This window comes from Micromonospora sp. NPDC048170, from assembly GCF_040652795.1.
Lineage (GTDB): Bacteria > Actinomycetota > Actinomycetes > Mycobacteriales > Micromonosporaceae > Micromonospora.
This window is the reverse complement of the sequence record NZ_JBEZMR010000022.1, coordinates 18,988-32,567: the sequence shown is the minus strand read 5'-3', so window position 1 is coordinate 32,567 and position 13,580 is coordinate 18,988. Positions and strand designations below refer to the sequence as shown.

At 73.6% G+C, this 13,580-nt stretch carries 13 protein-coding genes; 7 read left to right on the top strand and 6 right to left on the bottom strand.

The window, feature by feature from the left end; genetic code table 11:
* Positions 1–249 precede the first annotated feature (249 nt).
* From AB0D32_RS23475 to AB0D32_RS23465, 3 genes are read right to left on the bottom strand one after another with little or no spacing between them, the layout of a single operon-like run.
* Entirely contained in the window at positions 250–1,200 is a 951-nt protein-coding gene (locus AB0D32_RS23475) for a VWA domain-containing protein (protein ID WP_357093908.1), read from the bottom strand.
* The gene (locus tag AB0D32_RS23470) at positions 1,197–2,201 is read right to left on the bottom strand and encodes a DUF58 domain-containing protein (RefSeq protein WP_357093905.1); all 1,005 of its coding nucleotides are present in this window, start codon (positions 2,199–2,201) and stop codon (positions 1,197–1,199) included. Before AB0D32_RS23470 ends, AB0D32_RS23475 begins: the two co-directional genes overlap by 4 nt.
* On the bottom strand, positions 2,180–3,286 hold the full coding sequence (locus tag AB0D32_RS23465; RefSeq protein ID WP_357093902.1) for a MoxR family ATPase: 1,107 nt from the start codon (positions 3,284–3,286) through the stop codon (positions 2,180–2,182). The genes AB0D32_RS23470 and AB0D32_RS23465 overlap by 22 nt, the downstream gene beginning before the upstream one ends.
* Positions 3,287–3,565: 279 nt before the next feature.
* Between AB0D32_RS23465 and AB0D32_RS23460 the strand changes: the two genes are divergently transcribed.
* The 3 genes from AB0D32_RS23460 (at position 3,566) to AB0D32_RS23450 (ending at position 5,767) form a co-directional block, all read left to right on the top strand.
* A complete protein-coding gene (locus tag AB0D32_RS23460) occupies positions 3,566–3,796 on the top strand; it encodes a hypothetical protein (protein WP_357093899.1) in 231 nt (76 codons plus the stop codon).
* Positions 3,797–3,818: 22 nt separating this feature from the next.
* Complete coding sequence (locus tag AB0D32_RS23455) at positions 3,819–4,358, top strand: PH domain-containing protein (protein WP_357093896.1); 540 nt, start codon at positions 3,819–3,821, stop codon at positions 4,356–4,358.
* A gap of 98 nt (positions 4,359–4,456) precedes the next feature.
* On the top strand, positions 4,457–5,767 hold the full coding sequence (locus AB0D32_RS23450; RefSeq protein ID WP_357094157.1) for a PH domain-containing protein: 1,311 nt from the start codon (positions 4,457–4,459) through the stop codon (positions 5,765–5,767).
* Between the two features lie 133 nt (positions 5,768–5,900).
* Here AB0D32_RS23450 and AB0D32_RS23445 read toward each other — a convergent pair whose 3' ends face one another.
* Positions 5,901–6,932, bottom strand: coding sequence for a phosphatase PAP2 family protein (locus tag AB0D32_RS23445; protein ID WP_357093893.1), 1,032 nt, complete (start codon positions 6,930–6,932; stop codon positions 5,901–5,903).
* 144 nt (positions 6,933–7,076) lie between these two features.
* On the opposite strand from AB0D32_RS23445, the gene AB0D32_RS23440 reads away from it, so the two are divergent.
* Both AB0D32_RS23440 and AB0D32_RS23435 read left to right on the top strand, forming a co-directional pair.
* Entirely contained in the window at positions 7,077–7,481 is a 405-nt protein-coding gene (locus AB0D32_RS23440; protein ID WP_357093890.1) for a hotdog domain-containing protein, read from the top strand.
* Positions 7,478–8,305 (top strand): MBL fold metallo-hydrolase, encoded by an 828-nt coding sequence (locus tag AB0D32_RS23435; protein WP_357093887.1) that lies wholly within the window; start codon positions 7,478–7,480, stop codon positions 8,303–8,305. The genes AB0D32_RS23440 and AB0D32_RS23435 overlap by 4 nt, the downstream gene beginning before the upstream one ends.
* 234 nt (positions 8,306–8,539) lie before the next feature.
* Here the strand turns inward: AB0D32_RS23435 and AB0D32_RS23430 are convergent, their stop codons facing one another.
* Positions 8,540–9,475: a PfkB family carbohydrate kinase gene (locus tag AB0D32_RS23430; RefSeq protein ID WP_357093884.1), complete on the bottom strand. Its 936-nt coding sequence runs from the start codon at positions 9,473–9,475 to the stop codon at positions 8,540–8,542.
* Positions 9,476–9,540: 65 nt separating this feature from the next.
* Between AB0D32_RS23430 and AB0D32_RS23425 the strand changes: the two genes are divergently transcribed.
* The gene (locus AB0D32_RS23425) at positions 9,541–9,915 is read left to right on the top strand and encodes a nuclear transport factor 2 family protein (RefSeq protein ID WP_357093882.1); all 375 of its coding nucleotides are present in this window, start codon (positions 9,541–9,543) and stop codon (positions 9,913–9,915) included.
* A 269-nt stretch (positions 9,916–10,184) separates the two neighbouring features.
* Complete coding sequence (locus tag AB0D32_RS23420; protein WP_357093879.1) at positions 10,185–11,309, top strand: lytic polysaccharide monooxygenase; 1,125 nt, start codon at positions 10,185–10,187, stop codon at positions 11,307–11,309.
* 146 nt (positions 11,310–11,455) lie between these two features.
* On the opposite strand, the gene asnB is transcribed toward AB0D32_RS23420, so the two are convergent.
* Positions 11,456–13,417: an asparagine synthase (glutamine-hydrolyzing) gene (gene asnB, locus AB0D32_RS23415; RefSeq protein WP_357094153.1), complete on the bottom strand. Its 1,962-nt coding sequence runs from the start codon at positions 13,415–13,417 to the stop codon at positions 11,456–11,458.
* Positions 13,418–13,580: the final 163 nt, after the last annotated feature.

Below are 13,580 nucleotides of genomic sequence, written 5' to 3'. Positions count from 1 at the left end.
GTGACCGCGCCGCGCCGGGAGCCGCCCGGTCACGACTTCGTGTGCGCGTCCTGATCCACCCCCTGCGGTCCGCCCCTGCCCGCGCGGACCGTCCAGTCGCCACCCGGAGCCGTCCATGAGCCGCTACGTCGCCCCGCTGGGCTTCACCCTCGCCGCCGTCTGGGTGGCCGTCGTCTTCGTCCTCGCCGGCGGCGGCGTCCACTGACGACCGGCGGCGGTCCGCTGACCGCCGCCGGCGTTCCCCGGGCGTCAGAGCATCCGCGAGGACCACAGCAGGTTGAGGGCGCCGGCGCAGAGCGCCAGCAGCAGGGCCACCCCCGCGTACCACTGGGTGACCTCGCGGGGTTCCGTGCGGAACCCGATGGAGCTGCCCATGTCCTGGTAGACCTGCTTCAGCTCGGTCACCGAGGCCGCCTCGTAGAAGTAGCCCTCGGTGGCCTCGGCCAGGTCGGCCAGCGCCAGCCGGTCCACCGGCACCCGTTGCAGCTGGCCGCCGATGTCCACCTGCCCCGAGTCGGTGCCGAACGCGATGGTGGAGACCGGCACGTTCGCCGCCTGCGCGGCCGTGGCCGCCTCCTCCACCGACCGGCCCGAGGTGCGGTACCCGTCGGAGAGCAGCACGATGCGGGCCGGCGGAATCCCCGCCGCGCCGTCCGCCGGCACCGTCCGGATCGCCTCCAGGCAGGTGAGCACCGCCTCCCCGGTCGCCGTCGCCTCGGCCAGCACCAGCCCGTCGATCGCGCTGGTCACCGCGTCCCGGTCCTTGCCCGGCGGCACCAGCACGTTCGCCGACTTGGCGAACGAGACCAGCCCCAGGTTGTAGCTCTCCGGCAGCTCGCCCACGAACTGCTTGGCCGCCTCCTGCGCCGCCTCCAGCCGGTTCGGCGCCACGTCGTCGGCCTGCATGGACAGCGACACGTCGATGGCCAGCATCACCGTGGCCCGCTCCAGCGGCTCCCGGGTGTCGACCGACGGCCGGGCCAGCGCGGTCGCCAGCACCAGCAGGCAGAGCAGGAACGCCGTCGCCGGCACGTGCCGCCGCCAGCCCAACCCCTTCGGCGCCAGGCTGCGCAGCAGGTCCACGTTGGTGAACCGCATCGCGTACGCCCGGCGGTGCAGCTGCCGCCAGACGTAGAGCGCGGCGAGGGCGAGCACCGGCAGCACGGCCAGCAGCCACCACGGTTGCAGAAAGCGGATCATCGTGTCGTCCCCCTGGTGCGGGCGTGCCGCTGCGCGGCCACGAAACGCACCATGTCGAGCAGCCAGTCTCGGTCCGTACGCAGCCGCAGGTGGGCCGCACCCGCGCCGCGCAGCGCCGCGGAGATCTCCGCCCGCTGGGCGGTCGCCGCCTCGGCGTAGCGGTGGCGCAGCCGTGGGTCGGCGGTCTGCACCTCGTGCAGCTCGCCGGTCTCCGGGTCGACCACCGGCAGCACCCCGACGTCGGGCAGTTCCAGCTCCCGGGGATCGACCACCTCGATCGCCAGCACGTCGTGCCGGACGCGCAGCTTACGCAGCGGCCGGGCCCAGCCGGCCGGCGGGGCGAGGAAGTCGGAGATGACGACCGCCACGCCGCGCCGCCGGGGCGGCCGGTTGAGCATGTCGACCAGCGCGCCCAGGTCGCTGCGCCCGGGGCGGATCTCGGTGCCGGCGATCGCCCGCAGCAGCGCCTGGGTCTCCTTGCGGCCGGAGCGCGCGGGCAACCGGGTGTAGACGTCCGGCCCGGCGACCGGCGGGGCGGCGCGCCACCGGCGGGCCGGCGCGCTCGCGCCGCCGCCGCTGCCGATCACCGCACCGATCCGGTTGCCGCCCCGCACGGTCAGGTGGGCCAGCGCCGCCGCGGCGGCCACCACCACGTCGCGCTTGAGCCACCGGCCGGTGCCGAAGTCCAGGCTCGCCGACAGGTCGACCGCCAGCCACGTCTCCAGCTCCCGGTCGGCCACCGTACGCCGGACGTGCGGCATCGTCGTGCGGGCGGTGACCGGCCAGTCCATCCGGCGTACGTCGTCGCCGGGGCGGTACTCCCGGGACTCACCCGCCTCGCTGCCGGGCCCGGGCAGCAGGCCGGCGTAGTCGCCCTGGAGCAGGCCGTCGAGTTTGCGGGTGACCATCAGTTGCAGCCGGGACAGGACTGCTTCGGTGCGTTCGGAGGGGACGTCGGCGGGCCGACGGGCGGGTGAGGTCACGGGCGCTGCCCGGGCCAACCGGCACCGGGCGGCGCGGCGGTCGGCGAGGGGGTGGCCTGCTGCCGGGGCGCGACCGAGGGCAGCGGGATGGTGGACATCACCCGGTGCACCACGTGGTCGGCGGGCACGTCGTCGGCGAGCGCGTCGTAGCTGAGCACCAGCCGGTGACGCAGGATGTCCGGCGCGATGTCCTGCACGTCCTGCGGCAGGGCGTAGTCCCGGCCCCGCAGCAACGCCAGCGCGCGGGTGGCCCGGACGAGGCCGAGCGAGGCGCGCGGGCTGGCGCCGTACTGGATGAGCTGGGCGACGTCCGGCATCCCGTGCTCCGCCGGGGCGCGGGTGGCCAGCACCAGCCGGACCGCGTAGTCGACCAGGGCGTTGTGCACGAAGACCTGGTCCGCCTTGCGTTGCAGGGCGACCAGGTCGCCGGTGGTGAAGACCGGCGCCGGCTGCGGCGGGGCGACCCCCATCCGGTAGACGATCTCCCGCTCCTCGGCGTCGGTCGGGTAGCCGACGACGATCTTCATCAGGAAGCGGTCCCGCTGGGCCTCGGGCAGCGGATAGACGCCCTCCTGCTCGATCGGGTTCTGCGTCGCCATCACCAGGAACGGGTCGGGCACCCGGTGGGTCGCGCCACCGATCGAGACCTGGTGCTCGCTCATCACCTCCAGCAACGCCGACTGCACCTTGGCCGGCGCCCGGTTGATCTCGTCGGCGAGCAGGAAGTTGACGAACACCGGGCCCAGCTCGACGTCGAACTTCTCGCTCGACTGCCGGTAGATGCGGGTGCCCATGATGTCGGCCGGCACCAGGTCGGGGGTGAACTGCACCCGGGCGAAGGAGCCGCCGACCACCTTCGCGAGAGTCTCCACCGCGAGGGTCTTCGCCACCCCGGGCACACCCTCCAACAGGCAGTGGCCCCGGGCGAGCAGCGCGACGAACATCCGCTCCACCATCCGGTCCTGCCCGACGATCACCCGTTTGATCTCGAACAGCGCCCGCTCCAGCAGGGTCGCGTCCTCGGCCGGCGTGGTCACCGGCTCGGGTGTCTCCGGGCCCGTCCCGTTCGGCGTCGGGGCGTCGGGCGTGGTCGGCTGGGCCACCGGTCCTCCACAGCATGATCGGTTGTCGCGCGGCGTGGTGCGTGTCAAGACTCGCATGCCCGGCTGAGTGCCGAGGTGGGGAGAAGCCGATTTTCGCCACACCGTCCCCGGGGGCCGGATCTCGGGCCCGCCACGCCGTCCCGCGACACGGAATAGCCGGTCACGGGGTGGACACGGACCGGCCCGGCGTGTGTACGATTCACCCCGTCGCCGGGCGGCTCCCCCCGTGGCCGCCCGGCGCTCAAATCTTCCGGGTGCCGCAGCCCTAGACTGGCCGGGATGAGCACCCCCCTCCCCGCCGACGAGCCGCTGGTCTGTTCGTCCCGCGGATGTCGCGCCCCCGCCCGCTGGGCGCTGAGGTGGAACAATCCCCGGCTGCACGACGCCGACCGGCGCAAGACCTGGCTCGCCTGCGCCGAGCACCGCTCGACCCTCGGGGACTTCCTCGACGCCCGTGGCTTCCTCCGGGAGGTCGTACCGGCGCCCGGATCGCCTACGCTCGAAGGGTGAGCGCGCACAACGGATTCCCCCGGTGAGTGGTGACGGGTCCGCCGGCCCGTCGCCGGCGCCGCCCCTCCCCCCGGCAGGTCCCCTGGAGCCGTGGCCGGACACCGTCCGCTGGCAGTCGATCTCGTCCGACCTGATCTGGGTGGAGCTGATCCGCCTGGCGATGGTGCTGGTCGTCCTCGCCCTCGGGCTGGGCGTCGGCTGGGCACTCAGCGGCAACGGCTTCCTCGGCGCGGCGCTCGGTGTCGTGCTGCTGCTGGGCGTCCTGCGGAGCGTGACGATCGTCCGCGCCGTACGGGCCTGGGGTTACGCCGAGCGGGAGGACGACCTGCTGGTCCGGCACGGGCTGCTGGTGCGGCGACTCTCCATCGTGCCGTACTCGCGGATGCAGTTCGTGGACGTCAGCGCGGGGCCGCTGGAGCGCGCGTTCAAGCTGGCCACCGTGCAGTTGCACACGGCCGCGGCGGCCAGCGACGCCCGGGTGCCGGGGCTGCGCCCGGCGGAGGCGTCCCGGCTGCGCGACCGGCTCACCGCGCTGGGCGAGGACCGGGCGGAGGGGCTGTGAGCGACCCGGCCGCCCGGGGCACGGACCAACCCGGTCCGGCTCCGGCGGAGCCCGCCGCGTCTGCCAGGCCGCCGGAGGGCGTCGAGCCGCGGCAGCGGCTGCACCCGCTCAGCCCCGCCCTGCACGGCGCCAAGTCCCTGGTGGTGGTGATCGCCGGCCTGTCCTGGTCGACGCTGTCGCGGGTCGGTTTCGGCTGGTTCGCCCTGATGGCGGTGGTGCTGGCCCTGGGCACCACCGTGCTGGCAGTGGTGAGCTGGTACTACACCGGCTACCACGTGGTGGGCCGCGAGCTGCGGGTGTACGAGGGGCTCATCTGGCGGCGCACCCGGGCTATCCCGCTGGAGCGGCTCCAGGCCGTCGAGGTGGTCCGCCCGCTGCTCGCCCAGCTCACCGGCCTGGCCGAGCTGCGGCTGGAGGTGGTGGGCGGCGGCAAGACGGAGGCGCCGCTGGCGTACCTGAGCGTCGCCGAGGCGACCGTGCTGCGCGGGCGGCTGCTCGCCCTCGCCGGGCGGGTCGCGGCCGAAACGGGCACGCCGGAGCCCGCCGGGGTGGTCGCCGGACCGGCGGGGTTGCCGACGGGGTTGCCGGCGCCACCGCCCGGCCGGCCGCTGCACTCCGTCAGGAACAACGACCTGCTGGTCAGCCAACTCCTGACCCCGCAGGCGTTCATGATCCCGTTCGGCGTCGCGTTCGTGGTGGCGCAGTTCCTCTCCGAGGACTCCTGGTCGTTCATCGCGGTGGCGAGCACCCTCACCGCCATGGCGGGCGTGCTGCTGCAACCGGTGCGGCGGGTGCTCGACGACTGGAACTTCCGGCTCGCCCGGGACGAGGGCACGCTGCGGATCCGCAACGGGCTGCTGGAGACCCGCGCGCAGACCGTGCCACTGGACCGGGTGCAGACCGTCGGCGTGACGTGGCCGCTGCTGTGGCGGGTCAAGGGCTGGCTGCGGCTGCGCCTGGAGGTGGCGGGCTACTCCGCCGGCGAGGCCGACGAACGCAACCGGCCGGACCGCCTGCTCCCCGTCGGCAACCAGGCGACCGGCGAGGCGATCGTGGCCGAGGTGCTGCCCGGGGTGCAGCTGGCCGCCCTGCCGTTCAGCCCGCCGCCGACGCGGGCCCGCTGGCTCAACCCGTTGAGCCGGAGCGTGCTCGGCGCCGGGCTCGACGTCCGGGTCTTCGCCGTCCGCTCCGGCCTGCTCACCCGGCAGTTGACGCTCGTGCCGTACGCCCGGATCCAGAGCGTGCGGGTGGTGCAGGGGCCGGTGCAGCGGCGGCTACGGCTGGCGACGGTGCACGCCGACACCGCCGGCGGCGCCGGCGCGGCCGCGCAGGACCGGGACCTCGCCGAGGCGTGGGCCCTGGCCGCGGAGCTGACGGCTCGCGCGCACGCCGCCCGCCGAGCGGGCTGACCCGGCGCGCACGGACGACTGTCCGCGCCCGAGCGGGCTCACACACCCGAACGGCTCGGGCACCGGCGCACACGGGTTCTGACTGTCCGCGCCCGAGCGGCTCGCGCACCCGAACGGCTCGCGCACCCGCCGGTCAGCGGGTCGCCGGCACCGGCGGCGGCTCGGCGGAGGCCGGCGGGTCGGTCGGCTCAGGATCGGGCTGCGCCGGGGCCCGGCTGGCCTGCCGGGCCGCCCACCAGCGTTCCGCCCAGCCGACCGCCAGGAAGGCCATCCCGACGTACGCCCAGCCGACCAGCACGTCGATGACGTAGTGCTCGCCCGAGTAGACCAGGGTGAACGTCATCGCCAGCGGGTACGCCAGCAACAGCGGCCACCATCGGCGGCGGGTCTGCCGCAGGAAGAACAGCACCACGAACAGCGCGAACGCGGTGTGCAGCGACGGCATCGCGGCCACCGGGTTGGAGGCGATCTGCCCGGCGTTGAGCAGGTTGCCGGCGCCGTGCATGCCGAACGCCTTCCACCCGCGCGTGGAGATCCGGGCGACCTCCTCCAGCAGCCCGTTCTGCGCCGCCCACCACGGCGGGGCCGCCGGGTAGAGGAAGTAGGTGATCAGGCCGGTGGCGCACAGGAAGCCCCAGCGGCGCATGAAGGCCGCCCACCGCCCCCGGTCCCGCAGCCAGAGCACCGCCGCGGCGGCCAGCGCCACCACGAAGTGGGAGAAGTAGACCCAGCTGACCGCGACGTCCCACCACTGCACCTGCGGCCGGTAGAGGTGCTCCTGGAGCCAGGTCGTCGGCACCTGCCCGCCCGTCAACCAGCCGAACATCACCCGGTCGGCGACGATCAGCTCGTACGCGTGCGGGGTGGCGCCGTTGTCGGCGAAGCCCCGGGACAGGTTGTATACGGCGAGCAGCAGCACCACCGGCACCCAGTCCCGCGCGAAGCGCAGGTGGCTGCGCCACGGCCGGCTGCTGTTCCAGGCGATCGTCGCCGCCCAGATCCACAGGAACGCGTACGCCGGGTCGGTGGGCAGGCCGATGCCGAGCCAGCCGGCGACGAAGGCGACGCCCCACACCGTCATCGCGACCACACGGCGACGCCCGCCGTCGGGCGAGGCGGGCGGCTCGGTCCGGGCTGGGGGCTGGGGGTCGGTCGCGACAGACATCGCGGTCAAGGTTAACGGCGCGTACGGCATCGACCGACGCCGACCACCCGCCACGCCGTCAGGGGCGCGGAGCCGTGCGCCGGTGGTGGGCGGCGCGCGGCACGGGCACCCGACGGCCCGTGCCGTCTCGTCTAGGCTCTGGTCATGCAGGAGCAGCCGGAGTCCGCGCTGGCACCGGGCCTGACCGCCCGGGTGGAGCTGACCGTCACCGACGCCGACACCGCCCAGGCGGTGGGCTCCGGGGACGTGCCCGTCCTGGGTACGCCCCGGGTGATCGCCCTCGCCGAGGCGGCCACGGTGGCGGCCACCGCCCCCCGGATGCCGGGCGGTTCGACGACCGTCGGCACCCGGGTCGAGCTCGACCATCGCGCGGCCACCCCCGTGGGGCGGACGGTGGTGGCGCAGGCGCGGCTGACCGCGGTCGAGGGGCGGCGGCTGCACTTCGAGGTGAGTGTCAGCGACGGCGACGAGACGGTCGCCGAGGGCCGGGTGGAGCGGGTGCTGGTCGACCGGCGGCGCTTCGTGGAACGCGCCACGCGGTCGTCGTGACCGCCCGCTTCGCAGAGATCGCCGACGGGGTGCACGTGCTGCGCGAGCCGCTGCTGCACGTCAACGTCACGCTCGTCGTCGGCGACGGGGCCGCGCTGCTGGTCGACACGCTCAGCACCGCCGGGCAGGTCGCCGCGCTGGCCGCCGCCGCGCGGGCGGTCACCGCCGCCCCGTGGACGCTGGTGAACACCCACCACCACTTCGACCACTGCTTCGGCAACGCGACCCTCGCCGCCGACCCACCCCGCCCGGTGTACGCGCACGAGATCGCCGCCGAGGCGATGCGCGAGCCGGACCGGCTGCGCCGCGAGGCGTACGCGGAAATTCGAGACACACATCCCGCGCTGGCCGGGGAGGTGGCCGGGACCGTACTGCTGGCGCCGACGCACACGGTGCACGGCGAGACCACGCTCGACGTGGGCGGCCGGCGGGTGGTGTTGCGCCACCCCGGTCGCGGGCACACGGCCGGCGACCTGGTGGTGCACGTGCCGGACGCCGACGTGCTGGTCGCCGGAGATCTCGTGGAGCAGAGCGGCCCGCCCGCCTTCGAGGAGTCGTACCCGTTGCAGTGGCCCGACACGGTGGCCGAACTGCTGCGGATGACCACCCCGACCACCGTGGTCGTACCGGGGCACGGCGACCCGGTGGACGCCGAGTTCGTCCGCGCCCAGCACTCCCAACTCGTCGAGCTGGCCCGGCTCATCCGCGCCGGGCACACCGACAATGCCCCGCCCGAGCGCGTCGCCGTCGAGGCACCCTTCGGCGCCCGCCCCGCCCTGCACGCCGCCCACCGCGGCTACGCCGAACTGAACAACCCCACCTGACACCCACGCCCTCCCTCTCCCCTCCCCGCCCTCTCCCACCCCGCCTCGCCTCGCCTCGCCCCGCCCCGCCTCGCCCCACCCCGCCTCGCCGATCTTGCAGTTTCTGCCCACACAAAGAGGGCATATGCCCCAGATCGCGGACGCAAAGTGCAAGATCGCGGCGGGCAGGGAGCGCGGGGAGGGGCGGGAGGGCGGGGCGGGAGGGCGGGGGTGGGGTGGGGACCGGGGCGGGAGTCAGGGGGTGAAGCGGGTGAGGACTTCGGTGCGGGTGGGCATGGCGGTTGCGCCGCCAGGTGACTCGCAGACGAGGGCGGCGACCCGCAGCGCGTACGCCACCCGCTCGTGCCAGCCCACCGGGTCGGCGGGTTCACCGTCGACCAGCAGGTCCGCGATGAACGCGCCCATCACCGAGTCACCGGCGCCGGTGGCGTCCACCGCGTCGACCTTCGGCGCGGGTACGCGTACCGGATCGGCACCGGCGGCGGCGACCAGCGCGCCGGCGGCGCCGAGGGTGACCACCGCTGTGCCCGCGCCGAGTTCCCGCAGGTACGCCGCCACACCCTCCTCGGGCTCGCCGGGATAGAGCAGCTTCGCGTCGGCGGCGCTCAGCTTGACGAGGTGGGCGCTGGCGGCGAACTCGGCCACCACCGCACGCAGCCCGGTCAACGCGGCCGGCCCGTCGAGCAGCCGGGGGCGCACGTTCGGGTCGAAGACCCGCAGCCCGGGGGCGAGCGCCCAGGCGCGGCGCGCGGCGGCCAGCACCGGCGGCTGGAGCAGCACGATCGACCCGCAGTAGACGACGTCGGCGCCCGCGACCAGTTCGGTGTCGAGGTCGTCGGGACCGAGCAGGCCGTAGGAGGGCGGCTCGCCGTAGAACCGGAAGTCGGGCTCGGGGCCGGCGAAGGTGGCGACCGCCAACGCGGTCGGGGCGGGGGCGGTGACCACCCCGGCCAGGCCGACGCCCGCCCCGGTCAGGAAGTCGCGGATCCGCCCGGCCAGGACGTCGTCGCCGAGCGACCCGACGAACTGCACCGCACCGCCGAGCCGGGCGACGGCGACCGCCACGTTCAGCGGCCCGCCGCCGACGGCCTGCCGGTAGACCGGCTCGCCGGCACACTCGGCGTCGAGCAGGTCGACCAGTGCCTCGCCGAGCACCACCGCGTATCCCATGGGAGTCCTCCGTCCACGCCGCGCGCCGGCCGATCTTGTCGTACCAGGCTGGCACAGTGCGCGCCATGACGAGCGCTGAAGCCACCGTATTGGCCTACTGGCAGGCGTGCGAGGCGAGAGACTGGGAGGCCTTCGCCGGGCTGCTCGCCGACGACGTGGTCTACCACCTCCCGCAGACCAGGGAGCGGATCATCGGCCGCGCCACGGTCGTCCGGTTCAACCGTGAGTACCCCGACGGTTGGCACCTGACGGTGACCCGGGCGGTGGGCTCGGGCCGGCGGGCCGCCACCTGGATCACCTGCGCCCACGATGGTGCGCAGCTCGCGGCCACCAGCTTCTTCGACCTCGACGAGACCGGTCTCGTCCGTGAGATCACCGAGTTCTGGCCGGAGCCCTACGAGCCGCCGCCCGGCCGCGAGCACCTCGCCGAGCGCTACTGACACATCGGGCAACGGCTATTGCGCGCCGTCGGCGTCCCGTGGTGGGATGGCGCTTGCCGAGCGGTACGGGGGGCTGCCGTGCCGCCGGCGCCGGGTTCACATCCACGCGAGGGCACCGGTCCGCGAGTCGGACCGCCGACGGCGCACGTACGCCGGCCATTGCCGGGACACGTCCGTCGCGACCGTCGTATCCGCGTCGCAGCGGGCGGCCAGCGCTGCCGTCCCGCGTTGCCCGCGGGGCGCCCGCGTCCCGCGAGTGAGGAGAACCCGTGTCCCATCGATCGCGTACGGCCGCGTTGCTCACCGCGGCCGCCACTCTGCTCGTGGGTGCCGTCGCCCTGACGGCGGGCCCCGATCCCGCCGCCGCACACGGCGCCGCCATGACCCCCGGCAGCCGCACCTACCTCTGTTGGAAGGACGGCCTCAGCAGCACCGGCGAGATCAGGCCGAACAACCCCGCCTGCTCCGCCGCCGTGGCCCAGAGCGGGGCCAACTCGCTCTACAACTGGTTCAGCGTGCTGCGCTCCGACGCCGGCGGCCGGACCGTCGGGTTCATCCCGGACGGCAAGCTGTGCAGCGGCGGCAATCCCGGCTACACCGGCTACGACCTGGCCCGCACCGACTGGCCGCTGACCCACCTGACAGCCGGGGCCCGGATGGAGTTCCGCTACAGCAACTGGGCCCACCACCCGGGCACGTTCTACTTCTACGTCACGAAGGACAGTTGGAGCCCGGACCGGCCGCTGGCCTGGAGCGACCTGGAGGAGCCGTTCCTGACGGTGACCAACCCGCCGCAGCGAGGCGGGGTCGGCACCAACGACGGGCACTACTACTTCAGCGGCAACCTGCCCACCAACAAGAGTGGCCGGCACGTCATCTACTCGCGGTGGGTCCGCTCCGACAGCCAGGAGAACTTCTTCGGCTGCTCGGACGTCACCTTCGACGGCGGAAACGGCGAGGTGACGGGGATCGGCCCGGGCGGCACGCCGCCGCCCACGCCCAACCCGACGACTCCGCCGCCCAACCCGACGACTCCCCCGCCGAACCCCACCACACCGCCGCCGAACCCGACCACGCCGCCACCGCACAGTGGTGACTGCATGGCGGTCTACAAGGTGGTCACCGCCTGGCAGGGCGGCTTCCAGGGCGAGGTCATGATCATGAACCACACGGCGTCGACGTGGTCGGGGTGGACGGCCAACTGGACGTGGCCCAGCGGGCAGAGCATCAACAGCCTGTGGAGCGGCACGCTGGGCGGATCCGGTTCCTCGGTCACCGTGACCAACGCCGCCTGGAACGGCACGATCGCCCCGGAGGGCACCACGGCCTTCGGCTTCGTCGCCACCACCAACGGCACCAACACCCTACCCACGGTCACCTGCACCGGCCGCTGACCCACCCCACCCTGACCCCGCCCCACCGGGCCCACCCCTGAAACGATCAAGAGGTTTGCGCCACCGGAATCGCTCCCGGAGGACGCAAACCTCTTGATCGACAGGCGTGGCCGGCGCGCGGCCCGGTGTGGGTGGGTGGTGGGGGGTCAGCGGACCATGGAACCGACCACCGGCTTGGTGAGCAGGGCGGACTGGTTGCGTTGGATGCCCGGGTCGAGGGTCTTGGCGACGAAGATGGCGTGCCAGATGCAGAAGATCAGCACCGTCCACACCTTGCGGGAGTGGTCGGCCTCCTCCCGCTTGTGCTCCTCGAGCAGCCGCATCGCGTACGACAGGTCGAGCAGGTCACCGGCGCCGGAGGTGGACAGCACGTGCCGGGCCCACTCGTACATCTCGCCGCGCAGCCAGACCCGGGTGGGGGTCGGGAAGCCGAGCTTCTTGCGGTTGACGATGGCCGGCGGCACCACGCCCTGGAGGGCCTGGCGCATCGCGTACTTGGTGGCGTCCGAGCGGGGCGGGAGCTTGAGGTCCACCGGGATCCTCGACGCCACGTCGAAGACCGCCCGGTCCAGGAAGGGCACCCGCACCTCGAGCGAGTGGGCCATCGAGATCCGGTCCGCCTTGACCAGGATGTCGCCGCGCAGCCACGTGTAGAGGTCGACGTACTGCATCTTGGTGACGTCGTCGAGCTCGGTGCACTCGGCGTAGATGGGCGCGGTGACGTCGGTGTAGCGGACGGAGGGGTCGTAGCGGCGCAGCAGGTGCTGCTTCTCCTCCTCGGTGAACATCCGGGCGTTGCCGTAGTAGCGCTGCTCGATCGGGGTGGTGCCGCGCTCCAGGAAGCTCTTGCCCTTCACCCCCTGCGGGATCGCCTTGGAGACCGCCCGCAGCCCCTTCTGCACGCCGCCCGGCAGGCCGTTGACGCCGCTGAGCGAGAGCGGCTCCCGGTAGATGGTGTAGCCGCCGAAGAACTCGTCGGCCCCCTCGCCGGAGAGCACCACGGTGACGTGCTCGGCGGCCTTCTTGGCCACGAAGTAGAGGGGCACCAGCGCCGGGTCAGCCACCGGGTCGTCCAGGTGCCAGACGATCTTCGGCAGCGCCTCGATCATGTCGTACGGCCCGATCTTGGTCGGGATGGTCGTCACGTCGAGGTGCCGGGCCGAGTCCTGGGCGACGTCGATCTCCGAGTAGCCCGGGACGTCGTAGCCGACGGTGAAGGTGAGGATGTTCGGGTTGAACTCGCGGGCCAGGGCCACCACCGCGGTCGAGTCGATGCCGCTGGAGAGGAACGAGCCGACCGGCACGTCGGAGCGCATGTGCATCCGGACGCTCTCCCGCAGCGTCTCCCGGATCTCGTGGTAGAGCCGCTGCTCGTCGTTGACCGGGGTGGGCCGGAACACCGGCCGGTACCACCGGCGCACGTCGATCCGCCCGCCCGGGGTCCAGGTCAGGTACTCGCCCGAGCCGATCCGGCTGATCCCCTTGTGCAGGGTGCCGGGCTCGGGCACGTACTGGAGGGTCAGGTAGTGGCTGAGGTTGGCCGCGTCGATGCCGGCGTCGCCCTGGTAGTTGGAGTGCGCGAAGGGCAGCAGCGCCTTCTTCTCCGAGGCCAGGTAGAGGCCGTCGGCCGTCTCCAGGTAGTGCAGCGGCTTGATGCCGAAGTAGTCCCGCCCACCGAACGCGCGACGCTCCTGCCGGTCCCAGATGACGAAGGCGAACATGCCCCGCAGCCGGGTGAGCACCTGCTCGCCCCAGTAGTGGTAGCCGGCGACGATCACCTCGCCGTCACCGGCGGTGGCGAACTGCGCGCCGAAGTCCCGGATCAGCTCCTCGCGCAGCTCGATGTAGTTGTAGATCTCGCCGTTGAAGGTGAGCAGGTAGCGCCCGTTCGCGTAGGACAGGGGCTCTTGGCTGGAGGCCACGTCGATGATCGCGAGCCGCTTGTGCGCGAACACCCCGTCCGCGTACCGGCCGGAGGCGTCGCCGACCACCTCGACACCGGTCTCGTCCGGGCCGCGGTGGTGCAGGCATTCCAACGCCCCGGCGATGTTGTCGCGGTGGGCGGCGGCGTCGCCGCGCGCGCTGAAGAAGGCCAGGAGTCCGCACATGGTGGTCATCTTTCCACGCGGCCCGCGCGAGCGTCGCGGCACCGCTGGGCTCTCCCCCGCCGCGACGCTCCACGGCTGGTCCGGTCCCGTGGGAAGCCGCCGGGGCGCGGCGGCGACGCGTCCGGGTGACGTCCGTCGCGTACCGCCGAGCGCGGGGGCGGGG

What these genes read in the sequence shown, in the direction of transcription:
- AB0D32_RS23445 (WP_357093893.1), bottom strand. Translation starts at nt 6,932, where the DNA reads ATGTCTGTCGCGACCGACCCCCAGCCCCCAGCCCGGACCGAGCCGCCC.
- AB0D32_RS23440 (WP_357093890.1), top strand. Translation starts at nt 7,077, where the DNA reads ATGCAGGAGCAGCCGGAGTCCGCGCTGGCACCGGGCCTGACCGCCCGG.
- AB0D32_RS23425 (WP_357093882.1), top strand. Translation starts at nt 9,541, where the DNA reads ATGACGAGCGCTGAAGCCACCGTATTGGCCTACTGGCAGGCGTGCGAG.
- AB0D32_RS23460 (WP_357093899.1), top strand. Translation starts at nt 3,566, where the DNA reads ATGAGCACCCCCCTCCCCGCCGACGAGCCGCTGGTCTGTTCGTCCCGC.
- AB0D32_RS23475 (WP_357093908.1), bottom strand. Translation starts at nt 1,200, where the DNA reads ATGATCCGCTTTCTGCAACCGTGGTGGCTGCTGGCCGTGCTGCCGGTG.
- AB0D32_RS23430 (WP_357093884.1), bottom strand. Translation starts at nt 9,475, where the DNA reads ATGGGATACGCGGTGGTGCTCGGCGAGGCACTGGTCGACCTGCTCGAC.
- asnB (WP_357094153.1), bottom strand. Translation starts at nt 13,417, where the DNA reads ATGTGCGGACTCCTGGCCTTCTTCAGCGCGCGCGGCGACGCCGCCGCC.